The 24,754-nt window shown below is 71.3% G+C and carries 20 protein-coding genes; 9 read left to right on the top strand and 11 right to left on the bottom strand.

Annotated features, from left to right (window positions below):
• Nucleotides 1-3 precede the first annotated feature (3 nt).
• The 4 genes from CF165_RS10855 to CF165_RS10870 form a co-directional block, all read right to left on the bottom strand.
• On the bottom strand, nucleotides 4-849 hold the full coding sequence (locus CF165_RS10855) for a carbohydrate ABC transporter permease (protein WP_093947337.1): 846 nt from the start codon (nucleotides 847-849) through the stop codon (nucleotides 4-6).
• Complete coding sequence (locus tag CF165_RS10860; RefSeq protein WP_093947338.1) at nucleotides 846-1,820, bottom strand: carbohydrate ABC transporter permease; 975 nt, start codon at nucleotides 1,818-1,820, stop codon at nucleotides 846-848. Before CF165_RS10860 ends, CF165_RS10855 begins: the two co-directional genes overlap by 4 nt.
• A gap of 3 nt (nucleotides 1,821-1,823) precedes the next feature.
• Nucleotides 1,824-3,107 (bottom strand): ABC transporter substrate-binding protein, encoded by a 1,284-nt coding sequence (locus CF165_RS10865; protein ID WP_240521535.1) that lies wholly within the window; start codon nucleotides 3,105-3,107, stop codon nucleotides 1,824-1,826.
• Between the two features lie 225 nt (nucleotides 3,108-3,332).
• Entirely contained in the window at nucleotides 3,333-4,517 is a 1,185-nt protein-coding gene (locus CF165_RS10870; RefSeq protein ID WP_093947340.1) for a Gfo/Idh/MocA family protein, read from the bottom strand.
• Between the two features lie 344 nt (nucleotides 4,518-4,861).
• On the opposite strand from CF165_RS10870, the gene CF165_RS10875 reads away from it, so the two are divergent.
• Nucleotides 4,862-5,857, top strand: a complete 996-nt coding sequence (locus CF165_RS10875; protein WP_093947341.1) for a LacI family DNA-binding transcriptional regulator — start codon at nucleotides 4,862-4,864, stop codon at nucleotides 5,855-5,857.
• Between the two features lie 27 nt (nucleotides 5,858-5,884).
• Here the strand turns inward: CF165_RS10875 and CF165_RS10880 are convergent, their stop codons facing one another.
• Nucleotides 5,885-7,129 (bottom strand): FAD-binding protein, encoded by a 1,245-nt coding sequence (locus CF165_RS10880; RefSeq protein ID WP_205660817.1) that lies wholly within the window; start codon nucleotides 7,127-7,129, stop codon nucleotides 5,885-5,887.
• A 41-nt stretch (nucleotides 7,130-7,170) separates the two neighbouring features.
• Nucleotides 7,171-8,310 (bottom strand): serine hydrolase domain-containing protein, encoded by a 1,140-nt coding sequence (locus CF165_RS10885; protein ID WP_093947343.1) that lies wholly within the window; start codon nucleotides 8,308-8,310, stop codon nucleotides 7,171-7,173.
• 172 nt (nucleotides 8,311-8,482) lie between these two features.
• Here CF165_RS10885 and CF165_RS10890 point away from each other — a divergent pair, with 172 nt between their 5' ends.
• From CF165_RS10890 to CF165_RS10900, 3 genes are all read left to right on the top strand, one after another.
• On the top strand, nucleotides 8,483-9,634 hold the full coding sequence (locus CF165_RS10890) for a permease (protein WP_093947371.1): 1,152 nt from the start codon (nucleotides 8,483-8,485) through the stop codon (nucleotides 9,632-9,634).
• Between the two features lie 33 nt (nucleotides 9,635-9,667).
• Nucleotides 9,668-10,237: a TetR/AcrR family transcriptional regulator gene (locus CF165_RS10895; RefSeq protein WP_093947344.1), complete on the top strand. Its 570-nt coding sequence runs from the start codon at nucleotides 9,668-9,670 to the stop codon at nucleotides 10,235-10,237.
• Between the two features lie 71 nt (nucleotides 10,238-10,308).
• Nucleotides 10,309-11,316 (top strand): medium chain dehydrogenase/reductase family protein, encoded by a 1,008-nt coding sequence (locus tag CF165_RS10900; protein ID WP_093947345.1) that lies wholly within the window; start codon nucleotides 10,309-10,311, stop codon nucleotides 11,314-11,316.
• 51 nt (nucleotides 11,317-11,367) lie between these two features.
• Here the strand turns inward: CF165_RS10900 and argG are convergent, their stop codons facing one another.
• A complete protein-coding gene (argG, locus tag CF165_RS10905; RefSeq protein ID WP_093947346.1) occupies nucleotides 11,368-12,813 on the bottom strand; it encodes an argininosuccinate synthase in 1,446 nt (481 codons plus the stop codon).
• A 91-nt stretch (nucleotides 12,814-12,904) separates the two neighbouring features.
• Here argG and CF165_RS10910 point away from each other — a divergent pair, with 91 nt between their 5' ends.
• Nucleotides 12,905-13,753 carry an aminoglycoside phosphotransferase family protein gene (locus CF165_RS10910; RefSeq protein ID WP_093947347.1) on the top strand — a complete coding sequence of 283 codons (849 nt, stop codon included), beginning with the start codon at nucleotides 12,905-12,907 and terminating at the stop codon, nucleotides 13,751-13,753.
• Between the two features lie 10 nt (nucleotides 13,754-13,763).
• Here CF165_RS10910 and glpD read toward each other — a convergent pair whose 3' ends face one another.
• From glpD to CF165_RS10925, 3 genes are read right to left on the bottom strand one after another with little or no spacing between them, the layout of a single operon-like run.
• Nucleotides 13,764-15,452 (bottom strand): glycerol-3-phosphate dehydrogenase, encoded by a 1,689-nt coding sequence (gene glpD, locus CF165_RS10915; RefSeq protein ID WP_093947348.1) that lies wholly within the window; start codon nucleotides 15,450-15,452, stop codon nucleotides 13,764-13,766.
• A 17-nt stretch (nucleotides 15,453-15,469) separates the two neighbouring features.
• Nucleotides 15,470-16,984 (bottom strand): glycerol kinase GlpK, encoded by a 1,515-nt coding sequence (gene glpK / locus CF165_RS10920; protein WP_093947349.1) that lies wholly within the window; start codon nucleotides 16,982-16,984, stop codon nucleotides 15,470-15,472.
• Between the two features lie 30 nt (nucleotides 16,985-17,014).
• The gene (locus CF165_RS10925) at nucleotides 17,015-17,836 is read right to left on the bottom strand and encodes an MIP/aquaporin family protein (RefSeq protein WP_093947350.1); all 822 of its coding nucleotides are present in this window, start codon (nucleotides 17,834-17,836) and stop codon (nucleotides 17,015-17,017) included.
• Nucleotides 17,837-17,990: 154 nt separating this feature from the next.
• Here CF165_RS10925 and CF165_RS10930 point away from each other — a divergent pair, with 154 nt between their 5' ends.
• The 3 genes from CF165_RS10930 (at nucleotide 17,991) to CF165_RS10940 (ending at nucleotide 22,173) form a co-directional block, all read left to right on the top strand.
• Nucleotides 17,991-18,743: an IclR family transcriptional regulator gene (locus CF165_RS10930; protein WP_093947351.1), complete on the top strand. Its 753-nt coding sequence runs from the start codon at nucleotides 17,991-17,993 to the stop codon at nucleotides 18,741-18,743.
• A gap of 10 nt (nucleotides 18,744-18,753) precedes the next feature.
• Nucleotides 18,754-20,703: a glycerol kinase GlpK gene (gene glpK / locus CF165_RS10935; protein ID WP_093947352.1), complete on the top strand. Its 1,950-nt coding sequence runs from the start codon at nucleotides 18,754-18,756 to the stop codon at nucleotides 20,701-20,703.
• Between the two features lie 291 nt (nucleotides 20,704-20,994).
• A complete protein-coding gene (locus tag CF165_RS10940) occupies nucleotides 20,995-22,173 on the top strand; it encodes an MFS transporter (RefSeq protein ID WP_093947353.1) in 1,179 nt (392 codons plus the stop codon).
• Nucleotides 22,174-22,179: 6 nt separating this feature from the next.
• Here the strand turns inward: CF165_RS10940 and CF165_RS10945 are convergent, their stop codons facing one another.
• Nucleotides 22,180-23,013 (bottom strand): substrate-binding domain-containing protein, encoded by an 834-nt coding sequence (locus CF165_RS10945; protein WP_093947354.1) that lies wholly within the window; start codon nucleotides 23,011-23,013, stop codon nucleotides 22,180-22,182.
• Nucleotides 23,014-23,263: 250 nt separating this feature from the next.
• Here CF165_RS10945 and CF165_RS10950 point away from each other — a divergent pair, with 250 nt between their 5' ends.
• Complete coding sequence (locus CF165_RS10950; RefSeq protein ID WP_093947355.1) at nucleotides 23,264-24,715, top strand: DUF1996 domain-containing protein; 1,452 nt, start codon at nucleotides 23,264-23,266, stop codon at nucleotides 24,713-24,715.
• Nucleotides 24,716-24,754: the final 39 nt, after the last annotated feature.

Below are 24,754 nucleotides of genomic sequence, written 5' to 3' on the forward strand. Positions count from 1 at the left end.
GCCTCACCCCTTCAGGCCGCTGGTGCTGACGCCTTCGACCAGCAGGCGCTGGAAGGCGAGGAAGAACAGCACGATCGGGACGAGCGCGAGCGCGGACATCGCGAACATCGCGCCGAAGTTCGACTCGCTGCTGGTGTCCACGAACAGCCGCAGGCCGAGCGGCACGGTGAACTTCTCCGTGTCGTTCAGGTACACCATCTGCGTGAAGAAGTCGTTCCAGGTCCAGATGAACGTGAAGATCGACGTCGTCACCAGCGCCGGTTTCGACAACGGCAGCACGACGTGCCAGAACGTGCGGTAGACCGAGCAGCCGTCGATGATCGACGCTTCGTCGAGCTCGCGCGGGATCCCGCGCATGAACTGGACGATGAGGAACACGAAGAACGCCTCGGTGGCCAGCAGCTTCGGCAGGATCAGCGGGACGAACGTGTTGACCAGCCCGGCCTGCTGGAAGATCACGTACTGCGGGATCAGCGTGACGTGGTAGGGCAGCATCAGCGTCGTGATCATGAACGCGAACAGCGCGCCGCGGAACCGGAACTTCAGCCGGGCGAAGGCGAACGCGGCCAGCGAACAGGACAGCACGTTCGCGGCCACCGACAGCCCGGCCACCAGGAACGAGTTGAGGAAGAACCGGCCGAACCCGACGTCCGCCGCTCCCTCCCAGCCCTTCGTGTAACCGTCGAAGACGAAGCGGGTGGGCAGCAGCGCCAGCCGCGATAGGATCTCGTCCGGCGGCTTCACCGACGCGAACGCCAGCCACACCAGCGGGTACAGCACCACCGCGACGATGACGAGACACAGCACGTGCCAGCCGAACGAGCGGGCCGTGCGCGGCAGCACGGTCATTTCTTGTCCTCCGCATCGTCGTAGAACACCCACAGCTTCGCGGTCCGGAAGACGATCGCCGTCACGATCGCGACGACCACGAGCAGCACCCACGCCATCGCCGACGCGTAGCCCATCTTGAAGTCCTGGAAGCCGACCTCGAACAGGTAGAGCGTGTAGAACAGGTCCGCGTCGGCCGGGCCGCCGCGGCCGCCGCCGATGACGAACGCCGGGGTGAACGCCTGGAAGGCGTGGATCGCCTCCATCACCAGGTTGAAGAAGATCACCGGCGACAGCATCGGCAGCGTGATGTGCCGGAACCGGCGGAACGCGCCCGCGCCGTCGATCGCGGCCGCCTCGTGCAGCTCCGCCGGGATCTGCTTGAGGCCGGCCAGGAAGATCACCATCGGCGCGCCGAACTGCCACACCCCCAGCAGCACGATCGAGGCGAGGCTGAACTGCGGGTCGTCGACCCAGCTCGGCGTGTGCCAGCCGAAGAAGGCCAGCACCTCGTTCACCGGGCCGCCGCCCATGAACAGCGCCCGCCACACCAGCGCCGCCGCGACGCTCGCCCCGAGCAGTGACGGCGCGTAGAACGCGGCCCGGTAGAAGCCGTTCGCGCCGCGGCGGGTGTTGAGCAGCATCGCCACCAGCAGCGACACCGCGAGCTTCAGCGGCACCGAGACCAGGACGTAGATCAGCGTGACCTTGACCGACTGCAGGTAGCGGTCGTCCGCGGTGAACATGTGCGCGAAGTTGCCGAAGCCGACCCACTTCGGCGACGTGAACATGTCGTAGTCGGTGAACGACAGGTACAGCGAGACGACCATCGGCCCGACGGTCAGCGCCACCGCGCCGAGCAGCCACGGGGTGAGGAACGCGAACGCCTCCGGCTGGCTCTTGCGGCGGCGCCCGGCGGGCCGGTCACGCCGCCGGACGCGCGCGGCCTCCGGCGGCGCGACCGGCGGGTCCGGGGTGCGCAGGGTCGTCATCGGCTACGAAAGTCCCTTCTGGGCTTCGGACATGAACCGGTTCACCGCGTCGTCGATGCTCATCCGCCCGAACGCGACCTCTTCGTAGGTGCGCTGGAGGAGCTTCTGGATCGCGCCGGCGCCCTTCGGCGGCACCGGCGGCGCGGCCCCGAGCTTCGGCTCGAGAGCGGCTTCGTAGTCGTAGAGGGTCTTGTCGTTGCCGGTCGCGCCGGCCGCCAGCTGCGCGCGGACCTTGAGGTTGGGCGCGAGCCCGCGGTCGGTGCCGACGATCTTGCCGACCTCCGGGTCGTTGATCAGGAAGTCGACGAGCTTCGCGGCCGCCTCCTGCTGCTGGCTGCGCGCCGAGACCGAGAGGAACATCGCCGGCCGCCGGTACTGCCCGGTTTCGCCGTTGGCGGCCGACGGGTACGGCGCCACGTTCAGCGGCTTGCCGTTCGCCTTCTGGTAGGCCGGCAGCAGGTTGTCGTAGGCGAACTCCGAGCTGGTCAGCTTCTTGCCCAGCGGGGACTGCTCGGGCGAGGTGTTGTAGGAGGCCGTGACGTCCGCCGGCGAGACGCCCTTGCTGTCACGGAACCTGCTGGTGAGCTGCCAGTAGCGGCGCAGGTCGTCGGCGGTGAAACCGAGCTTGCCTTCGGCGGTGTAGAACTGCTTGCCCTGCTGGCGCAGCCAGATCTCCAGCGTCGTGTCGAGGATGCCGAAGTCGGTCGCCCCGCGCGCGGAGAACCCGCTGGCGGCACTGACCTTCTGGGTCGCGTCGGCGAACTGGTCCCAGGTCAGGCCCTTGGCCGGGTCCGCCCCGGCCGCCTTGAACGCGGCGGGGTCGTAGATCATCGCCGGGGTGTTCTGCGCCCACGGCACGGCGTACCGCTTGCCCTGGTACACGCCGGTGGCCGCGAGCTCGGGGTTGACGTCGGCCAGCGAGATCGTCTTGCCCGCGCCGGAGTTCAGGTCGGCCAGGACGTTGCGGCCGCCGTACTCGGCCAGGTAGCGGCTGTCGACGTTGAGCACGTCCGGCGGCTTCCCGCCGGCCGTCTGCGTCGCCAGCTTCTCCCAGTAGGCCTGATACGCCGAGAACGACGTCTGCACCTTGATCTTCGGGTTCCTCTGCTGGAAGAGCTCGACGGCCTTCTTCGTCAGGCTGGCCCGCCCGTCACTGCCCCACCAGACGAAATTGATGGTCACGTCACCGCCGCCACCGGAGTCCGAGCCGCAGGCGGCCACCCCGGTCAGCAGCAGCGGGACCACCACGGCCAGCGCGGCGACACCCCGCCCCTTGGTCCTACGCACAGTTGTCCGCCCCATCGAACTCTCCGTCCTCAGCCGGTCAGCACTTTTCTGAAAACGCTGTCAGCGGGGCTCACGGTAGGCAGAGGGGCACGCCGGTGTCAACGGAAACTTGTGAACAGTAGCCCTTGTGCAGCAACGCTTTCAGCATTCAGCGGGCACGGCGAGAAAGCGCTTACAGCGACCGGGGCGAGATCCGGGCTGCCAGCGCGGGGAGCACCGGTCGCGTCAGCCGGTGCGTTCGGCGGTCTCCGCCTTCGATTTGCTCGCCCACGGCACGCCGAGCTCGGAGAACAGCGCCAGCCGGTCGGCGGCGACGGCGACCTCTTCGCCGATCCCCCGCACCACCGGGTGCCGGCTCGCCCCTTCGCCGACCGTGCGGATCCAGCCCGCCGGGATCCGCGACGGCGACGGCGCGTCGCGCACCGCCTCGACCACCGACGCGAAGGCCCGGGTGTTCGCCAGCGGCGCGAGCAGCGGCACCCCGTCCGGGTCGAGGTGGTGTGCGATCAGGTTGCGCAGCAGGTCGGCCGGTTCGCCGAGGTGGACCCGCTCGTCGTCGATCTCCAGGCGGTGGCTCTTGTACCAGAACTTCGCCCGCCCGTTCGCGCCGTGCACCACGACGTAGGGCTCGTGGTCCTGCTCGGCGCACAGCGACGCGGCGACGACGATCTCGGGCCCGTCGCCGAACCGGATGCGCAGGCACGCCGTGTCGTCGGCTTCGATGTCGCGCGTGCCGTAGAGCTCCAGGGCGATCTCGGCCGGGTCGCGCCCGGCGACCCCGCCGACCAGCAGGGCGGTGGCCACGGCGTGGGAGAACGGGTTGGTCAGGGCACCGTCGACGACCGCCTCGCCGTCGAGCCACCGGCGGCCGGCCCAGGGGTTGCGGCGGTAGTAGGCGTCGGTGCGGATCCACGCGCCGGCGGCGCCCACCCCGGCGATCTCGCCGAGCTTCCCCGCGGCGAGCGCGGCGCGCAGGACGGGCAGCGCCGGGGAGCCGAAGCTCTGGAACCCGGTCTGGCAGGCCGATCCGGTCTCGGCGGCGAGCCGGGACAGCGTGGTGAAGCCGTCGAGGTCGAGCACCGGCGGGGTCTCCAGCAGCAGGTCGCTGCCCGCCCGCAGCACCGCGCCGCCGACCTGGACGTGGGCGTGCGGCGGCGTCGCGACCACGGTGATGTCGGGACGGCACCGGCGAAGCAGGTCGTCGACGCCGACGTGCGCCGTGCCGCCTTCCGGCAGCAGAGCGATCGCGGCGGCCGAGGGCGGCCGGATGTCGGCCATGCCGGCGAAGGAGACCAGGCCCTCGTCGTGCAGGATGCGGGCCCGGTGCAGGTAGCTGAAGGCATAGCCGGACGTGCCGACGACGGCCAGCCTCGGCGGCCCCGCAACGGTGCGGCTCCTGCTCCCCGACATGGATCTCCGATCGGCGGCCGCCGGGGGCCGCGCGCAACTGACGAATGGGTCAGGAGTTCGGGAGAAACTTCCGGCCGTCACCGTAGGGCGTGCGCGACAAACGTGTCAATACGCGGGACATCGGCGTCGAAATTGTCGAAGTCGGGCTAGCCCGAACGGCGGCCGGGGATTCGAGAGAGCGCTTACTGGAATCGCCACCGCAAACGGTTTTCAGGATTTTCATCCGAACAGGCCCCTGGTGCGGCCGCGCGGCAGCGGATTGCCGCTCCCCCAACGCAGTCGAGGTTGTTGACAACGCACCCGGGCGTTCTCATGATGTTGCAGGACCCTGCCGAGGAGTTGCCGTGAGCGTGACCATTCACGACGTCGCCCGCCGGGCCAACGTGTCGATTTCGACCGTGTCGCGGGCCTTCACGTCCCCGGATCTGGTCCGGCAGCAGACCCGCACCCGGGTGCTGGCCGCGGCGAGCGAGCTGGGCTACCACGCCGCCGGCGCGGCCCAGCCGGTGCCGTCGGTGCGCACCGGGCACATTGGCATCGTGGTTTCGGACCTGGGCAACCCCTTCTTCACCGGGGTGCTCAACGGCGTCCAGGCCCGGGCACGCCAGGACGACATCGCGGTGCTGTTCGCCAACAGCGACGAAGACCCGGCGACCGAGCAGAACCTGGTCCGCCGGATGGCCAAGCAGGTCGACGGCGTCGTGCTGTGCAGCCCGAGCATGTCCGACGACCAGCTGCGCGCGCTCGCCGGGCAGACCACCCTGGTGCTGCTCAACCGCGAGGTGCCCGGGATCCCGTCGATCGTGATGGACGCCGCGGACGGGATGCGGCAGGCGATCCAGCACCTGGCCGCGCTCGGTCACCGCCGCTGCGCCTACCTCGGCGGCCCCCGGACGTCGTGGTCGAACCGGGCCCGCCGGCTGGGCTTGGCGGAGGCCGCCGAACGGCACGGCACGGACGTCGTCGAGTTCGGCCCGTTCCCGCCGGTGTTCGAGGGCGGCCTGCAGGGCGCGGACCTCGCGCTGGCGGCGGACGTGACGGCGATCGTCGCCTACAACGACCTGGTCGCCTTCGGCGCGCTGGCGCGGCTGAACGCCCGCGGCGTGCCGGTGCCGGACGAGATCAGCCTGGTGGGCTTCGACGACCTCGTCTTCGCCGCCATCTCCGCGCCCCCGCTGACGACGATCGCGATGCCGACGGAGGCGGCGGGCCGGGCAGCGGTCACCATCCTGCTCGGCCTGCTCGACGGGGAGGCCGACGCGCACACGACGCAGGTGCTGGACACCTACCTGATCGTCCGCGCGACGACGGCCCCGCCGACGACGCGCCCGGCGACGTGAACGAGTCATTCACGTCGTCGCAGCAGGTCAGCCGCCGAAGACGTGCCGGTCCAGGAACGGGTTGCGGAACTTGCCGCCCGGGTCGAGCTCCCCGGCCAGCGCGCGGAAATCGGCCATCCGCGGGTAGAGCGCTTCGAGGCCGCCGCTGTGGAAGAGCTTGCCCCAGTGCGGCCGCGCGCCGAACGGGGCCAGCCGCTCCTCCAGCACCGGCAGCACCGCTTCGACGTCGGCCTGCCGTGGCTGCCAGGTGAAGTGCAGCGCCACCCGGTCGCCGCCGTGGCACGGGCTCAGCCACGCCTCGTCGCCCGCGATCGCGCGGATTTCGGACACCAGCAGCAGCGGCGCGACGAGGTCGCCGATCTCCCGGACCGCCCGCACCGCGGCCACCGCGTGCCGGTAGGGCACGAAGTACTCCGACTGCAGCTCGTCCCCGACGCTCGGGGTGAACGCCAGCGCGAAGTGCGGGAGCCGCTCGTGCCACGGGCCCGGGACGCCCTGCTGCGGCGTGCAGTTGTCCGCCGGGATGCCGGCCGCGTGCGCGGGGTGCCGGGGCCCGTCGGCGGGCACCGCCCCGAAGAGCCCGGGCCGGTCCGTGAAGGCGTCGACGCGGCTCTTGACCCACACCTGGTCGACGACGTCGTGGACCCAGTTCGTGAACATGCTGACGCTGTAGCCGGCGTCTTCGATTTCGTCGAAGTGCCGGTACGCGGCGTCCCACGGCAGGTCGTCGAACACGTCCTGGCGCACGTCGAACGCGGGCACCAGGTCCAGCGTCAGCCGGGTGACGACGCCGAACGCGCCGAGGCCGACGGCGAGGCCGGGAAATTCGCCGTCCTCGCGGGTGAACGTCCGCAGCCCGCCGTCGGCGGTCACCAGCTCGATCGCCGAGACGGCCGAGGCGAGCCCCGGCTGCCGCCGCCCGGAGCCGTGGGTGCCGGTGGCGATGCTGCCGGCCACGGTGATGTGCGGCAGCGAGGCGAGGTTGGGCAGGGCGAACCCGGCGGCGTGCAGCTGCGCGGCGAAGTCGCCGTACCGGGCGGACCCGCCGACGGTCACCGTCCCGTCGTGGATTTCGACCGGGGTGTCGAGCCCGCTCAGGTCGAGCAGGACCCCGCCGGGCGAATCCGCGATGGCGTTGAAGCAGTGCCTGCTGCCCAGCGCCTTGACGCCGGCCGCGGCGGCGACGGCCTCCCGCACCTCGTCGACCGTGCGCGGGGTCAGCACCGCGTCCGCGCCGTAGGCGTGGTTCCCCGCCCAGTTCGACTCGCCCACCCGCAATGTCCTTCCACCGTGCCGGATCTTCCCTGCCGACCCTACGCGGCCGCGGCGCGCCAGAACTCCCGCATCCACCGCGGTGGCACCGGCTGGTCCGCGCCGACCTGGGTCAGCAGGACGGCGACCGTGCCGGTGGCGGGCACGACGTAGGCGGTGGTGCCGGTGCCGCCGACCCAGCCGTAGCGGCCCGGGACCGTCCACGGCTCGGTGGCGGCGATGTCGACCGATCCGCCCATCCCCCAGCCCTGGCCGTCCAGGAACAGCGCGCCGATCTCGCGCTGGGCCGCGGTGGTGTGGTCGGTGGTCATCAGCCGGACGGCTTCCGGGCTCAGCCCGCGACGGCCGTCCGCCGCGGCACCGCCGGCGAGGAGCATCCGGCCGAAGGCCGCCCAGTCCCCCGCCGTCCCCGCCAAGCCGCCGTTGCCGAGGGGCAGCGCGGGCATGGTGCTCCACTGCCCGTCGGGCGGGTCGGCGAGGACCAGGCCGTCCGGGGTGTCCTTGAACAAGGTGGTGAACCGGTCACGCCGGTCGGGGCCGACCACGAACCCGGCGTCCGCCATGCCGAGCGGCGCGAAGATCCGCTCCTCGAGGAACTCCGGCAGCGGCTGCCCGGAGGCGCGGGCGACGAGCACGCCCTGCAGGGTGGAACACGTGTCGTACAGCCAGGCCTCGCCCGGCTGGTAGGCCAGGGGCACCTCGGCCAGTTGCGCGAGCCAGACGTCGGGGCCGGGGAAGCTCTGCACCTCCCGGCCGTCTCGCTGGACGGGGAAGAGCGCTTGCACGGCCGGCAGCGTGAAGTCCGAGGCGAATCCCCACCCGGCCTGGCTGGTCAGCAGGTCGAACACGGTGATGGGCCGCTTCGCCGGGACGACGTCGCCGACCGGGCTCGCCGGGGTGCGCACCACTCGCGGGTCCGCCAGTTCGGGCAGCCACCGGGCGATCGGATCGGCCAGGGCCAGCCGGCCGTCGTCCACGAGGGCCAGCGTCGCGGCGGCGGTGATCGGCTTGGTGATGGAAGCGAACCGGAAGAGCGTGTCCTCGGCCATCGGCTTGGTGCCCTCGCCGCCGGCCGAGCCGACGGCCACGACTTCGGGCCGGCCGGCCCGGTCCACGATCGCCACCGCACCGGGCAGCGTGCCGTCGTCGACGTGGCGTTGCAGGGTCTCGCGCAGGCTCATGATCCTCCCCGGACCGGTCGGACACCCAGTCAAGCAGGCCAGGACGGCCGCCGCCCGGGCACCCTCATCGGATCGACTGTCCACTGTGTACGCCCGGCCAGGCGGCGCCGGCCGCGGCGAACCGGTACAGTCGCGGGCGGATACCCCGTGGGCGTATCAGGAGGTGGTGGCCGTGGCCGAGATCGGCGGAGCGCTGGCGCTGGCCGGGTCGATGACCTGGGAGATCCTCTGGGCCCTGATCCTCGGGTTCCTGCTGTCGGCGATCGTCCAGGCCGTCGTCCGCAAGGCCACGATCGTGCGCCTGATGGGCGACGACCGGCCGCGCACCCTCGCGGTGGCGTCGCTGCTGGGCGCCGCGTCGTCGTCCTGTTCCTACGCCGCGGTCGCGCTGGCACGGTCGTTGTTCCGCCGAGGCGCGCACTTCACCGCCGCCATGGCCTTCGAGATCGGCTCCACCAACCTCGTCGTCGAACTCGGCATCATCCTCGCCCTGCTGATGGGCTGGCAGTTCACCGCGGCGGAGTTCGTCGGCGGGCCGGTCATGATCGTGCTGCTCGCCGTGCTGTTCAGCCTGTTCGTCCGCCGCCGGCTGCTGGAAACGGCTCGCGAGCAGGCGGAAAAGGGGCTCGCCGGGTCGATGGAGGGCCACGCCGCGATGGACATGTCCGTGCGGGGTCCCGGCACGTTCCGGCAGCGGCTGTTCTCCGCCGGCGGGTTCACCGCGGTGGCGCACGTGTTCGTCATGGAGTGGGCGGCGATCCTGCGCGACCTCGTGATCGGGCTGCTGATCGCCGGCGCGGTCGGCGCCTGGGTCCCCGAGTCGTGGTGGCGGGCGCTGTTCTTCACCGATCACCCGGTGGCCTCGGCGTTCTGGGGGCCGATCATCGGGCCCGTCGTGGCGATCCTCGCGTTCGTGTGCTCGATCGGCAACGTCCCGCTGGCCGCGGTGCTGTGGAACGGCGGCATCAGCTTCGGCGGCGTCGTCTCCTTCCTCTTCGCCGACCTGCTCATCCTGCCGATCCTGAACATCTACCGGAAGTACTACGGCACCCGGATGACCCTGGTGCTGCTCGGCACGTTCTACGCCGCGATGGTCGGCGCCGGCTACGTCGTGGAACTGCTCTTCGGCGTCACCGGCCTGATCCCGGCCGCACGCTCGGCGACGGTGATGCGAGAAGGCATCTCGTGGAACTACACGACGTGGCTGAACATCGTGTTCCTGATCCTCGCGGCGGTCCTCGTGGTGCGGTTCGCGCGTACCGGCGGAGGCGGCATGCTGAAGATGATGGGCGGCGCACCCGAGGCCGAGCACCACCACGGTTGACCGGCCCGAGAGAGTGAGTGTACAGTCACTCACATGACGAAGCGCGGTGCCACCCTCTCCACGTCCGACGTCCGGCGGGACGCGGTCGTCGACGCGGCCATCGCCGAGTTCGCCCGCGGCGGGTACCACAGCACCCCGATCAGCGCGGTGGCCGCGCGGGCCGACATCTCCCCCGCCTACGTCTTCAAGTTGTTCCCCGGCAAGGTTTCCCTGTTCGTCGCGGCGCTCGACCGGTGCTACGAACTGGTCGCCCACGCCCTCTCGAACGGCGCCGCCCGCGCCGGGGACGGCGACCCGGACAAGATCCTCCACGAAATGGGCGGCGCCTACGCGGAGCTGATCGCCGACCGGGACCTGCTGATGCTGCAGGTGCACGCCCAGTCGGCGGCCGACACCCCCGAGATCGCCGACGCCGTGCGCCGCGGCCTCGAGAAGGTGACCGAACTGGCCCGCGAACGCTCCGGCGCCGCCGGCGACCAGGTGCAGCGGTTCATCGCCTACGGCCAGCTCTGCCACCTCATCGCCACGCTCGACCTCGACGACCGCACCGGCGAGTGGGCCGCCGTCCTCTCCGCCGGCATCCGCCACCCCGGCAAGAACTGAACCGGCCCCGGCCGGGGCTTTTCACGCCCGTCGAGTGATTGACCAGTCACTCACACCCGGAAGGAAGCACCATGACCATCACCGAAATCGTCCTGCCCGGTCTCGTCGAGCCGGACGGCCTGCGTGTCGAGCACCGCGAGATGCCGCGGCCGGGGCCGGGCGAAGCCCTCGTCCGCGTCGAGGCGAGCGGGATCTCCTTCGCCGAGCAGCAGATGCGGCGCGGCAAGTACTACGACCAGCCGCCGTTCCCGTTCGTCCCCGGCTACGACGTGGTCGGCACGGTGCTCGAAGCCGAAGACCGGGCTCTCGTCGGGCGCCGCGTGGCCGCTTTGACCAAGATCGGCGGCTGGAGCAGCCACCTCGTCGTGCCCGCCGCCGACCTGGTCCCGGTGCCTGAAGGGCTGGACCCGGCCGAAGCCGAGACGTTCGTCGTCAACGGCATCACGGCGTACCAGATGCTGCACCGGATCGCGAAGGTGCGGGCAGGCGGCACGATCCTGGTCCACGGCGCCAGCGGTGGCGTCGGCACGACGCTCGTCCAGCTCGCCCGCGCCGCCGGGATCAAGGCGATCGGCACCGCGTCGGCCCGCAACCTGGACGTCGTGACCGCGCTCGGCACGACCGCACTCGACTACCGCGGCGACGTCCCGGCCGAGGTCCGCGAGCTGGCGCCGGCCGGCGTCGACGCCGTCTTCGACCACGTGGGCGGCCCGGGCATCGTCGACTCGTTCCGGCTGCTCGCGCCCGGCGGCACCCTGGTCGCCTACGGCAGCGCGTCCACAAAGGACACGGGTGGCAACCCGAAGCCGGCCGTGCTCAAGCTGGTCGCCCGGCTGCTGTGGTGGAACGCGCTGCCGAACCGGCGCCGAACGCACTTTTACAACGTCTGGGGCGGCAAGCGGAACCTCCCCCGGTTCCGCGCCCGGCTCGCCGAGGACCTGACGGCCGTCTTCGACCTCGCCGCCACCGGTGCGCTGCGGGCCCGGGTGGCCGCGCGGATGCCACTCGCCGACGCGGGGAAAGCCCTGGCGCTGGCCGAATCCGGCACGGTCACCGGCAAGGTCGTGCTCGTGCCCTGAACGCACCGAAGGCCACCACGGCGGACGTGGTGGCCTTCGGGTCGTGAGCGATCAGTCCGTGCCGAACTCCATCGCGGCGCTGTCGAGCAGCTCGGCGTTGCCCGCCTTGCCGCGCGAGGCGATCACTTCGGCGCCACCCTCGGGCATCGCGCCGATCAGGCCGGTCGAGGCCGCCTGCGCGGCGCCGATCAGCTTCGGGTGCGAGCCGCCGACCATGCCGAGGCTCGCGTACTGCTCCAGCTTGGCCCGCGAGTCGGCGATGTCGAGGTTGCGCATGGTCAGCTGGCCGATCCGGTCGACCGGGCCGAACGCGGAGTCCTCGGTGCGCTCCATCGACAGCTTGTCCGGGTGGTAGCTGAACGCCGGGCCCGTGGTGTCCAGGATGGAGTAGTCCTCGCCGCGGCGCAGGCGCAGGGTCACTTCGCCGGTGACGGCGGTGCCGACCCAGCGCTGCAGCGACTCGCGCAGCATCATGGCCTGCGGGTCGAGCCAGCGACCCTCGTACATCAGGCGGCCGAGCTGCCGGCCGTGGTTGTGGTAGCTGGCGAGAGTGTCCTCGTTGTGGATGGCGTTGACCAGCCGCTCGTAGGCCGCGTGCAGCAGCGCCATGCCCGGCGCCTCGTAGATGCCACGGCTCTTGGCCTCGATGATCCGGTTCTCGATCTGGTCGGACATGCCGAGCCCGTGCCGCCCGCCGACGGCGTTGGCCTCGAGGACGAGGTCGACGGCGGTGGCGAACTCCTTGCCGTTGATCGTCACCGGGCGGCCCTGCTCGAAGCCGATCGTGACGTCCTCGGCGGCGATCTCGACCTCGGGGTCCCAGAAGGCGACACCCATGATCGGCTTGACGATCTCGAGGCCGGTGTCGAGGTGCTCCAGGGACTTGGCCTCGTGGGTGGCGCCCCAGATGTTCGCGTCGGTGGAGTAGGCCTTCTCGGTGCTGTCGCGGTAGGGCAGGTCGTGCGCGGCCAGCCACTCCGACATCTCCTTGCGGCCGCCGAGCTCGGTGACGAAGGCGGCGTCGAGCCACGGCTTGTAGATCCGCAGGGAGGGGTTGGCCAGCAGGCCGTAGCGGTAGAACCGCTCGATGTCGTTGCCCTTGAAGGTGGAGCCGTCGCCCCAGATCTGGACGTCGTCCTCGAGCATGGCGCGCACCAGCAGCGTGCCGGTGACCGCGCGGCCGAGCGGGGTGGTGTTGAAGTAGCTGCGGCCGCCGGAACGGATGTGGAAGGCGCCGCACGTCAGCGCGGCGAGCCCCTCTTCCACGAGGGCTTCCCGGCAGTCGACCAGGCGGGCGACCTCGGCGCCGTACGCCGTGGCCCGGCCGGGCACCGACGCGATGTCGGGCTCGTCGTACTGGCCGATGTCGGCGGTGTAGGTGCAGGGGACCGCGCCTTTGTCGCGCATCCACGCGACCGCTACGGAAGTGTCGAGGCCACCGGAGAAGGCGATACCGACACGCTCGCCGACGGGCAGGGAAGTGAGCACCTTGGACATGCGAATGATTATGCACGCCGATGCATCGTCGTGCAATCCGGGGTGCCCTGGCTCACGGAAACCCCGTTGACGTGCGTGGTTCGGTGATCCTGTGCCCGCCATCGACACCGCGCTCGTCCGGCGGCTGCTGCGCGGGCAGTTCCCGGACTGGGCCGACCGGCCGGTCAGTCCCCTGGCCTCCGGCGGCACGGTCAACGCCGTGTTCCGCCTCGGGGACGACCTGACGGTCCGGCTGCCCCGCACCGCCGAGGACGTCTCGAAGGAACATCGGGTCCTCACCGCGCTCGAGGGCCTGCCGGTGGCCGTCCCCGAGGTCGCCGCGCTGGGCGAACCCGCCGAGGGCTACCCGTGGCCGTGGGCGGTGCACCGCTGGCTCGAGGGCGAACCCGCCCTCGAAGGCCGGGACGCACCGGCCCGTGACCTGGCGGAGTTCGTCGTCGCACTCCGGGCGAACAAGGTGGACGGTCCCCCGGCCTATCGCGGCAGGCCGCTGACGACCGTGGACCAGGCGACCCGCCGGGCGATCGAGGAGCTGAGTCGCACCGACGAGCCATTCGACGCCGACAAAGCACTGGCGGTCTGGGCCGAAGCCGTCGACGCTCCACAGTGGACGGGTCCGCCGCGCTGGGTGCATTCCGACCTCATGCCCAGCAACCTGCTGCTGCGCGACGGCCGCCTGACCGGCGTGCTCGACTGGGCGACGGCGGGCCTCGGCGACCCGGCGTGCGACCTGATCGCCGCGTGGAACCTGCTGTCCGGGACCCCGCGGGAGGTCTTCCGCGACGCCGTGGACACCGACGACGCGACCTGGGTACGTGGCCGCGGCTGGGCGTTGTCGATGGCGGTGATCCAGCTGCCGTACCACCGCCACACCAACGCGGTCATCTCGGCCGACGCCCGTTACGTGCTCACGGAGCTGGGCTGCCGCCCGGCTCCGTGAGCACGCCGGATCAGCTCGGCAGCAGGGCCGGCGCCGCGAGGCGGGTGGCGTTCGCCGCCGCGTCGTCCGGGGCTTCCTGCGCCGAGCGCTCCGCCTCGACGCGCGCGAGGTAGTTCGCCACCTCGCGCTCCTCCTTGTGCGCATCCCAGCCCAGCAGCGGGGCCATCAGGGCCGCCACGACCGGCGCCGCCGCGACGCCGCGGTCGCGTTCCTCGATGGAGATCCGGGTCCGCCGGGTGAGGACGTCCTCCAGGTGCAGCGCACCCTCGTGGGAAACCGCGTAGACGGCTTCCGCGCGGAGGTACTCCGAGGTCTCCGTGATCGGCGCACCCAGCTCCCGGTCCTGCTCGACCAGGTCGAGGAGGTTCCAGATCCGCGTGCCGTACCGCTGCAGGAGGTGCTCGACGCGCGTCAGCGGCAGCCCCGATTTCGCCGCCACGGCGAAACGGTCCTCCCACAGCTCGTGGTAGCCCTCGGCGCCGACGATCGGGAGCCGGTCGGTCCACGACGGCGGGGCGGGGCGGCCGATCTCCTCGACGGCGACGTCGACCGCGTCCGCGGCCATCACCCGGTACGTCGTGTACTTGCCGCCGGCCACGATGACCAGGCCCGGCACCGGGTGCGCCACCGCGTGTTCCCGCGACAGCTTCGTGGTCGCGGCCGCCTTCGCCGCCAGCAACGGGCGGAGACCGGCGTAGACGCCCTCGATGTCGTCGTGCGTCACGGGGGTACGCAGGACGGCGTTGAGGTGTTCGAGCACGTAGTCGACGTCCGCGCGGCTCGCCGCCGGGTGCTCGCGGTCGAGGTCCCACTCGGTGTCGGTGGTGCCGACGATCCAGTGCCGTCCCCACGGGATCACGAAGAGCACGCTCTTCTCGGTCCGCAGGATCAGCCCGGTGTCGAGGTCGATCTTCTCCCGCGGCACGACCAGGTGGATGCCCTTCGACGCGCGCACGGTGAACGGCGCGGGGATGCCGGCCGCCTCCGCCATGTCGTCGCTCCACACGCCGGTCGCGGCGACCACAGTGCGAGCGCGGATCTCGAATTCGATCCCGCTCTCGCGGTCGACGACCTTCGCGCCCACGACCCGCTCGCCGTCGCGAAGCAGCGAAGTGACGCGAGCCCGCGTGAGCACCGAAGCGCCTTGCTCGGCGGCCGTCCGGGCGATCGTCATCGTGTGGCGGGCGTCGTCGACCTGGGCGTCGTAGTACTGGATCGCCCCGATCAGCGCGTCGTCCGCGAGGGCCGGGGCCGCCTTGAAGGCGCCTCGCTTGGACAGGTGCCGGTGCCGCGGCAGCGCGCGGGCGCCGCCGAGGGTGTCGTACAGCGTGACGCCGGCGCCGATGTAGCCGCGCTCCCACACGCGGTGCGTCAGCGGGACCAGGAACTTGACCGGCCGCACCAGGTGCGGGGCCAGCTTCTGCAGCAGCAGCCCGCGCTCCTTGAGCGCTTCGCGCACCAGCTTGAAGTCCAGCTGCTCCAGGTAGCGCAGGCCGCCGTGGATCAGCTTCGACGACCGGCTGGACGTGCCGGCGGCGAAGTCGCGGGCCTCGACCAGCGCGGTCGACAGCCCGCGGGACGCGGCGTCGAGCGCGACGCCGGCCCCGGTCACTCCGCCGCCGACCACGAGCACGTCGACCTCTTCGTTCACCAGCTTCCGCAGGGTCTCCGCCCGGTACTGCGGGGAAAGCGGGGTCACGGTGTTCCTCCTTGTGCTCACTGCACGTCGACCCAGTCGAGCGTGCGGCCGACAGCCTTCTGCCAGCCCGCGTAGCCCTCGGCGCGCTGTTCGTCGCTCCACGACGGCGTCCAGCGCTTGTCCTCGTTCCAGTTCTGCTCGAGCTCGTCGGTCGACTTCCAGAACCCGACGGCCAGCCCGGCTGCGTAGGCGGCGCCGAGCGCGGTGGTCTCGGCGACGACCGGCTTCGACACCGGCACGCCGAGGATGTCCGCCTGCATCTGCATGCACAGCTCGTTGGCGGTGACGCCGCCGTCCACCCGCAGCACGTCGAGCGTGACGCCCGAGTCGTTCTGCATCGCCTCGACGACGTCGCGGGTCTGGTAGCAGATCGCTTCCAGGGTCGCCCTGGCCAGGTGGGCGTTGGTCGTGGCGCGGGTCAGGCCGACGATCGCGCCGCGGGCGTCCGAACGCCAGTACGGCGCGAACAGGCCGGAGAACGCCGGGACGAAGTAGATGCCGCCGTTGTCCTCGACCTGGCGGGCCAGGCTTTCGCTCTGGGACGCGCCGCTGATGATGCCCAGCTGGTCGCGCAGCCACTGCACCGCCGAGCCGGTGACGGCGATCGAGCCTTCCAGGGCGTAGACCGGCTTGTCGTCGCCGAACTGGTAGCACAGGGTCGTCAGCAGGCCGTGCTTCGAGCGGACCAGCTCCTGGCCGGTGTTGAGCAGCAGGAAGTTGCCGGTGCCGTAGGTGTTCTTGGCCTCGCCGGGCCGGAAGCAGACCTGCCCGACGGTGGCGGCCTGCTGGTCGCCGAGGACGCCGGTGATGGCGACCTCGCCGCCGAGCGGGCCGTCCGCGCGGGTGGTGCCGAAGCCCGGGTTCGACGACGGCCGGATCGCCGGGAGCATCTGCCGCGGGACGTTGAAGAACGACAGCAGCTCGTCGTCCCAGTCGAGGGTTTCGAGGTCCATCAGCATGGTGCGGGAGGCGTTGGTCGGGTCGGTGACGTGGACGCCGCCGTCCGGGCCGCCGGTGAGGTTCCAGATGAGCCACGAGTCCGTGGTGCCGAAGAGGGCGTCGCCCTTCTCGGCGTCCTCGCGCACGCCTTCGACGTTCTCGAGGATCCACTGCAGCTTGCCGCCGGAGAAGTAGGTGGCCGGTGGCAGGCCGGCCTTGCGGCGGATGACGTCGCCCTTGCCCTCCCGCTCGAGCGCGGAGGCGATCCGGTCGGTGCGGGTGTCCTGCCAGACGATCGCGTTGCCGTACGGGCGTCCGGTGCGGCGGTTCCAGACGACGGTGGTCTCGCGCTGGTTGGTGATGCCGAGCGCGGCCAGGTCGTTCACGGTCAGGCCGGCCTTGTTGAGCGCGGTCGCGATGACCGAGCGGGTGCGTTCCCAGATCTCGGTGGCGTCGTGCTCGACCCAGCCCGGCTTGGGGAGGATCTGCTCGTGCTCGAGCTGGTGGCGGGCGATCTCGTTGCCACCGTGGTCGAAGATCATGAAGCGGGTGCTGGTGGTGCCCTGGTCTACGGCGCCGACGAAGTCAGGCATGGGTGGTTCTCCTCTTTCGGAACGGCGAGGTCAGGCGGCGGGCTCGAGGTCCTTGGCGGGCATGCTGTCCAGCGGGGCGTCGGCGGGCAGGTGACGCTCGATCAGGTACTTGTAGATCGCGCCGCCGATGACCGCGCCGATGACCGGCGCCACGATCGGGATCCACCAGTAGGGGAACCCGTACTGGTCGGTGAACGCCGTGTCGTAGCCGGTCAGCCAGGACGCCAGGCGCGGGCCGAAGTCACGGGCGGGGTTGATCGCGTAGCCGGCGTTGGTGCCCCAGGCCATGCCGATGGCGACGACGAGGAAGCCGACGACGACCGGGGCGAGGTTCGCGGCCGGGGCGGTGTTGCGCAGGTCGGTGATCGCGAAGATCACCAGGACGAGGATCGCGGTGCCGATGATCTGGTCGCGGAAGGCGCCCCAGTCACCGACCGGCAGCGAGCCGTTGCCCGGCAGGGTGGAGAACACGCCCTGGGTCTTGATCGTCAGGCCCGGGTCCTTGGCGTTGAGGACCTCGGTGTAGTTCCAGCGCACCAGCATCGCGGCGAGGAACGCGCCGGCGGTCTGCGCCAGGGCGTAGGGGGCGACCTTGCGCCATTCGAAGCCCTTGAACACCGCCAGCGCGATGGTCACGGCCGGGTTCAGGTGTGCGCCGCTGATCCGCGAAGCGACGTAAACACCGAGCGTGACGCCGAGGCCCCAGGCCCAGGCGATGCTGTCGTGGTCCCCGATGCCCGCGGCGACGACCTGCGCCACCACCCCGCACCCGAACAGGATGAGGATCATCGTTCCCACGAACTCGGCGGCCATTTCGCCGGCGAGTCCACGGGCCTTGAGGCTTCGCACCATTGCTTTCCTCCACAAAGGACCTTGTCCCCCTACTGGTGGCTGAAAGTTAAGTTCGCCACCATCGCGGGTCAACGGACCCGGGTCGGCATTGTCGAACGGCCGGAGTGGATGTTCGACATTGTCGAATCGTGGCCGGTCGAGTTAGGGTCTCGCCGTGCCCGGTCCGATCCAGTCCATCGAGCGCGCCGCCGCGATCCTGAGGTTGCTGGCGCGCGGCTCGGGGCGTCTGGGCGTCGGCGAGATCGCCGAGTCGCTCGAACTGGCGAAGGGCACCGCGCACGGGATCCTGCGCACGCTGCAGGGCGTCGGGTTCGTCGAGCAGGACCGCGACAGCGGCAAGTACCAGCTCGGCGCGGCGCTGCTGCACCTGGGCACGAGCTACCTCGACGTCAACGAGCTGCGGTCCCGGGCGATCAACTGGGCCGACGCCCTGGCCGCGCGCAGCGGCGAGGCGGTCCGGATCGGCGCGCCCCTGGAGGGCCGGGTGCTCGTCGTGCACCACGTGTTCCGGCCGGACGACAGCCTGCAGACCCTCGACGTCGGGACGCTGCTGCCGCTGCACGCGACCGCGCTGGGGAAGGTCCTGCTGGCCTACGACACGACGCTGAAGGCGGACCCGGAGCCGTACACGCGCCGCACCCTGGTCACCCAGACGGCGATCAAGCGGGCGTGTGCGAAGGTACGGGAGGCGGGCTGGGCGGCGGAGAACGGCGAGATGATCTCCGGCGAGGCCGGGATCGCCGCCCCGATCCGCGGCCACGGCGGCATCGTGGTCGGCGCGATCGGGGTGTCCGGAGCGGTGGAGCGCATCTGCGAACCGGACGGCGGCCCCAGCCCGAGGCTGCTGGGCCACGTCCGCGACGCCGCGCGCGCGGTGTCGCGTGACCTGGGTGCGTCCCGATGGTGAAGGGAGGGGCATGGTCCAGCGGTACGTGATGTCCGTCGACCAGGGCACCACCTCCACGCGGTGCATCCTGTTCGACGCCCGCGGACGGCTCGTCTCGGTGGTGCAGCGCGAGCACCAGCAGCACTTCCCGCGCCCCGGTTGGGTCGAACACGACGCCGTCGAGATCTGGCGGAACCTGTCCCGGATCGTGCCGCAGGCCCTCGCCGACGCCGGCGCGACCGCGGACCAGGTCGTCGGCCTCGGGATCGCCAACCAGCGCGAGACCACCGTGCTGTGGGACCGGCGCACCGGCAACCCGGTCGGGCGGGCGATCGTCTGGCAGGACACCCGCACCGACGCCATGCTCGAGCAGCTCGCCCGCGAGCCGGGCGCCGACCGCGTCCGGCAGCTGTGCGGCCTGCCCCTGGCCACGTACTTCTCCGCGCCCCGCATCCGCTGGCTGCTCGAACGCACGCCGGGCCTGCGCGAGCGCGCCGAGCGCGGCGACGTCCTCTTCGGCACCATCGAGAGCTGGCTGATCTGGAACCTCACCGGCGGCGCCGAGGGCGGCGTGCACGTCACCGACGTCACCAACGCCTCGCGCACCATGCTGATGAACCTGCGCACGCTCAACTGGGACGACGAGCTCCTGGAGTTCTTCGACGTCCCGCGCGCGATGCTGCCGGAGATCCGGTCGTCGACCGAGGTCTACGGGACGACGTCCCGGGTGGTGCCGGGCATCCGGATCGCCGCGGCGCTCGGCGACCAGCAGGCGGCCCTGTTCGGCCAGACGTGCTTCGCACCCGGTGAGGCGAAGTGCACGTACGGCACCGGCAGCTTCCTGCTGCTCAACACCGGCCCGACGCCGGTGCTGTCCACCCACGGCATGCTCACCACGGTCGGCTTCAAGATCGGCGACGAGCCGGCGGTGTACGCCCTGGAAGGCTCGATCGCGGTCACCGGGTCGCTGGTGCAGTGGTTCCGCGACGGCCTGGAGCTGATCGGCAGCGCCCCGGAGATCGAGACGCTGGCGCGCACGGTCGAGGACAACGGCGGCTGCTACATCGTGCCTGCCTTCTCCGGGCTCTTTGCGCCGCACTGGCACAGCGAAGCACGCGGCGTGATCGCCGGGCTGACGTCGTACATCACGAAGGGCCACCTGGCGCGGGCGGTGCTGGAGGCGACCGGCTGGCAGACGCGCGAGGTCGTCGACGCGATGAACGCCGACTCCGGGCTGGCGCTCTCGACGTTGAAGGTCGACGGCGGGATGACCGCCGACAACCTGCTGATGCAGTTCATCGCCGACGTCCTCGACGTGCCGGTGGTCCGCCCGATGGTGGCGGAGACGGTGTCGCTCGGCGCGGCCTACGCGGCCGGGCTGTCGGTCGGGTACTGGCCGGACCTGGAGGGGCTGCGGCGCAACTGGCACCGGGCGGGCCAGTGGCTGCCGGCGATGGACCCGGCCCGCCGCGACAGCGAGTACGCGCACTGGCGCCAGGCGGTGGAGCTGACGTTCGGCTGGATGCGCCCGGCCCCGGCGGCGGCCGCGCCCGGCTCGGACCTGGTCGAGGTGCTGCTGGCCGACCACCGCCGGTTCGAGCAGCTGCTGCGCGACCTGCGCAACGCCGAGGCCGACCGCCCGGCCCTGGTCGCGGAGCTGGCGGCCCTGCTGGTGGCGCACGCGACGGCGACCGAGCGGATCGTCCGCCCGGCCGCGCCCGGTTCGCCGTTCGCCGAAGATCTCCTGGCGGTCCTGGACGGCGACGACTTCGAGAAGGCGTTGCTGCGCCTGGAAAACATCGCGGACGCGCACGTCCGCGGCGAGGAACGCGGGCTGCTGAACGAGCTGCGCCGCACGATGTCCACTTCGGACCGGACGGGGCTGGGCCGCGCGTTCGTCGCGGAACGCCGCCGCCAGCTGGACTTCGGCTGCGGCGAACCGGACCACATCCGCGAACTCGGCGACCGCCTGAAGCTCTAGTGTCGCGCGGCTGGAGCCGTGTCCCGTGCGCCCCAATGTGGCGTTGGTTGCGTCCAACGCACCGAACGCCACATTGGGTGCGCTGGACGCACCGAACGCCACATTGGGGCGCATCGCCCGGCCGCTCTCCACGAACCTCGGACCGGCGACACCAGCGGGCCGGCGTCCGGAAAACGGTTGCCTGCCCGAGGCTTCGTCTGTCAGGGTTTCCCCAGTCGTCCGGACCCGCCTTGGCCGGACCGTGTCCCTCCGCCCGGCCTTCAGAGATGCCCGGCGGCCGTGAGGACTTCCATGCCGTCCACTGTCTCCGGATATCGCTTTGTGCTGCGCGTTCCCGGCGCCGCTGCCTTCTTCTTCACCGCCGCCGCGGGACGCGCCGGCATCGCCATGACCGGCCTCGGCCTGGTCTGGCTGCTCCACGCCCGCACCGGCTCCTACGGCACCGCCGGCCTCGCCGCCGCCGGGTTCGCCCTCGCCGAAGCCGTGCTCGGCCCGCAGCTCGCGCGGCTGGTCGACCGGTTCGGCCAGACCCGCGTCCTGCCGTTCTCCGTGGCCGCCCACGGCATCGCCATCGCCGGTGTCGTCCTCTCGCCCGTCCCGGCGGCCATCGCCTCCGCGGTCTGCGCCGGCGCGGCCGTCCCCCAGCTCGGCGCCCTCTCCGCGGCCCGCTGGGCGCACCTGCTGCGCGAGCGACGGGCCGATGAACTGCCCACGGCCTTTTCGCTGGAGTCAATGGCCAACGCCACCGCATTCCTCCTCGGGCCCGTCCTGGTCACCGCGCTCGGAGCGGCCGGCCACGCGACCCTGGCCAGTACCATCGCGGCGGCCTTGGTCGTGGGCGGCGGTGCGGCCTTGGCCGCTCAACGCCGTACCGCGCCGCCGCTCGCCCGCGAGCGCGCGCACGCCGAACGCACCCTGGCGCAACCGGCTTTCGTTCGCCTCGCCCTGCTCAACCTGGCCATCGGGCTGTACTTCGGCACCATGGGCGTTTCGGTGAGCGCGTTCGCCACGGAGCACGGCGTGCCCGGCGCGGCCGCGCCGATCTTCGCCGCAGCCGGTCTCGGCGGCTTGGTTTCGGGCTGGCTCTACGGGCTGCGCCGGCACCGCGCCCCGGCCCAGCTCCAGCTCGTCGTCGCGACCGCGTATCTGACGGCCACCGCGCTGCTGCTTCCCCTTGCCCCGGCCGCGAGCTGGCTCGGGACCGCCGTGGTGGTCACCGAGGCCGCGGTCCCGCCCACGCTCGTCCTGCTGAACGTCCTCACCGAGAAAGCCGCTCCCCCTGCGGTCCTCACTCAGGCGTTCACCTGGAACAACTCCCTGAGCATGGCCGGTTCGGCGGCGGCGGCGTTCCTCGCCGGCCGCACCGTCGACGGGTTCGGCGCTTCCACCGCCTTCGCACTGGCCCCCGTGGCCGGGCTCGTCCTCCTCGTGCTGTCCGTCGTCCACTGGCGGTGCACCGCACCGGAATAGGCGACGCTAGGCGCCCCGGAGGCAGCGGCTGCTCTCCCGCACCACCAGCTCGGCCTCGACGGTCGCGCGCGCCGGGGCCGGGACGCCGTCGATGCGGGCCTCCAGCACCGCCAGCGTCTGACGGCCCGCCGCGACGAAGTCCTGGCGGACCGTCGTCAGCGGGGGTGCGAAGTACGCCGCTTCCGGGACGTCGTCGAAGCCGACGACGTGCGCGTCGCGCGGGACCCGCATCCCCGCTTCGGTGAAGGCCGCGAACAGGCCGAGTGCCATGTGGTCGTTGGCCGAGAACACCGCGCCGACGCCCGGTTCGACGGCCAGGGACTGCCCGGCCCGGTAGCCGGAGCGCGCGGACCAGTCGCCGCGGACGACCGGGGGGATCTCCGCGCCGTGGCGTTCGAGGGTTTCGCGCCAGCCGCGCTCGCGGGCGCGCGCGATGGGACCGTCTTCGGGGCCGCCCAGGTGCCAGACCGTCGGGTGGCCGAGCGCCAGGAGGTGCTCGGTAGCGCGGCGCGCGCCTTCGTACTGGCCGGTGGACGCGGCCGGGATGAGCGGGATGCCGGGGACCGGCGCCATCTCGGCGACGAGCCGCGCGTCGAGCACGATGATGCCCGCCACGCCCTGCAGCCTCAGCCCCGCCGCGGCCGCCATCACCGCCGCGCCGCTGTGGCCGGTCACGCTGAAGACGCTGACCTCGTATCCCTGCTCGCGGGCGGCCGCGCGGAGGCCGTGCAGCACGGGCCCCGTCACGGTGGCCGCGGTGGCGATCACCCCGAGGGTGCCGCGCGGGTGGAGGACCGGCGCGCGGAGCGGGCCGTCGGGACCTGCGTCGTCCACGGACATGGAGTGATGTTAGCGATCACACCGGTGGACGTGAACTTTGTTCACCTTCCATAAATAACGAACAGGTAACGGCGAGATCGCGGCTTGAACCGCTTCCGGACGGCGGCCGTTCCCCCCAATGCCGGAACCAAGTGACACCGGACGCGGTCCCCCGATTCCCGCGCCCCGGTGCCGCTCCCCGGGTTCCGCGCGTTTCCCGACCGGGCACGCAGCTTTCTTCGGCGTGCCCGGAAAACCGAACGAGGTGAACATGGCCCGGAATACCACCCGCTCCCCCGCCACGGGCAGACATCGCATCACCCGCCGCACGAAGATCGCGACCGGCGGTCTCGCCCTCGCCATCGCGGTCGGGGGCATCGTCGTCGCGACCACGGCCGGGCGAACCGGCGAAGCGAGCGCCGACCCCGTCGACAAGTCCTTCTTCATCGACATCACGAAGGTCCCCGCCGGTTCCAACGTGAACAAGGCGTTGCAGCAGAAGGGCGCGCGAGGCACGTTCACCGTGGACTGCGGCCGCAACGAGAACCAGCACTTCAACCCCGACAACTTCATCGCGCAGCCGGGCATCAAGAACGGCGCCCAGCACCTGCACGACTACGTCGGCAACCTGTCGACGAACGCCGACTCGAACAACAAGAGCCTCGTCAAGGCCGGCACCACCTGCAAGAACGGCGATAAGTCCGCCTACTTCTGGCCCGTCGTCCGCATCGACACCGGTGACGCCGAGAAGAACCCACCCGGCAAGGACCCGAAGGGCGACCGCGCGCAGAGCGAGCAGGACAAGGCCAGCTCCCAGGTCGACTGCCCGGACGTCGCGAGCAAGCTGCCCGACGTCCCGGACCAGGCGATGGACGAGGTGAACCGCAACCTCGACCTGCTCGACAAGCAGATCGACGAGGCGAACAAGCGGATCGCGAACGGCGACCTGAAGACGCCGCAGGACATCCAGAACGCCGTGGTCGGCCCGCTGAAGGACAAGCGGGTGGCCACCATCGACCGGATCGCCATCGCCATCGGCCGCCGCGCCGCGAAGCCGACCAACCTGGGCGGGCTCGCGCCGTGCGTGCTCAAGCAGAACGGCAAGGGCGGGCTCGACAACGGCGGCGGCAACAGCAACGGCCAGCCCGCCGAGCTCCCCGGCGTGAACGACAAGAACGAGGTCGGCGACAACGACGGCGAGATCCAGCGCGTCCAGTCGGCGACGATCACGTTCACCAGCGGCGGCGCGGGCAAGGTCGTCGCGATGCCGCAGTTCCTCCGCATCCTCTACGGCGACGCCAAGCAGAGCACCAACGGCCCGGCCAACGCACGGGCCAGCTGGACCTGCACCGGGTTCGAGGACCGGCTCACCGACAAGTACCCGATCTGCCCGCAGAACAGCAAGGTGGAGCGGATCCACGCCTTCCCGAACTGCTGGGACGGCAAGAACATCGACAGCACCAACCACCGCACGCACATCGTGTTCTCCGACCAGCAGGGCAAGTGCCCGAAGGGTTTCCAGAACGTGCCGCAGCTGGTGATCAAGCTGGTCTACAACATCCCGCGGGACATCCAGCTCAAGGGCCAGTACAAAGTGGACGCCTTCGCGCAGGAGAAGCACAACCCCCGCTCGGACCACGACGACTTCGCCAACGTCATGGGCCAGCGCCTGATGAACCAGGCCGTCAACTGCATCAACACCGGCAAACGCTGCAGCCAGTAGCCCAGCGGTCGTGAGTGGTGAAGCGGGTTAGAGACCCGC

The organism is Amycolatopsis vastitatis, assembly GCF_002234595.1.
GTDB classification, from domain to species: Bacteria; Actinomycetota; Actinomycetes; order Mycobacteriales; family Pseudonocardiaceae; genus Amycolatopsis; species Amycolatopsis vastitatis.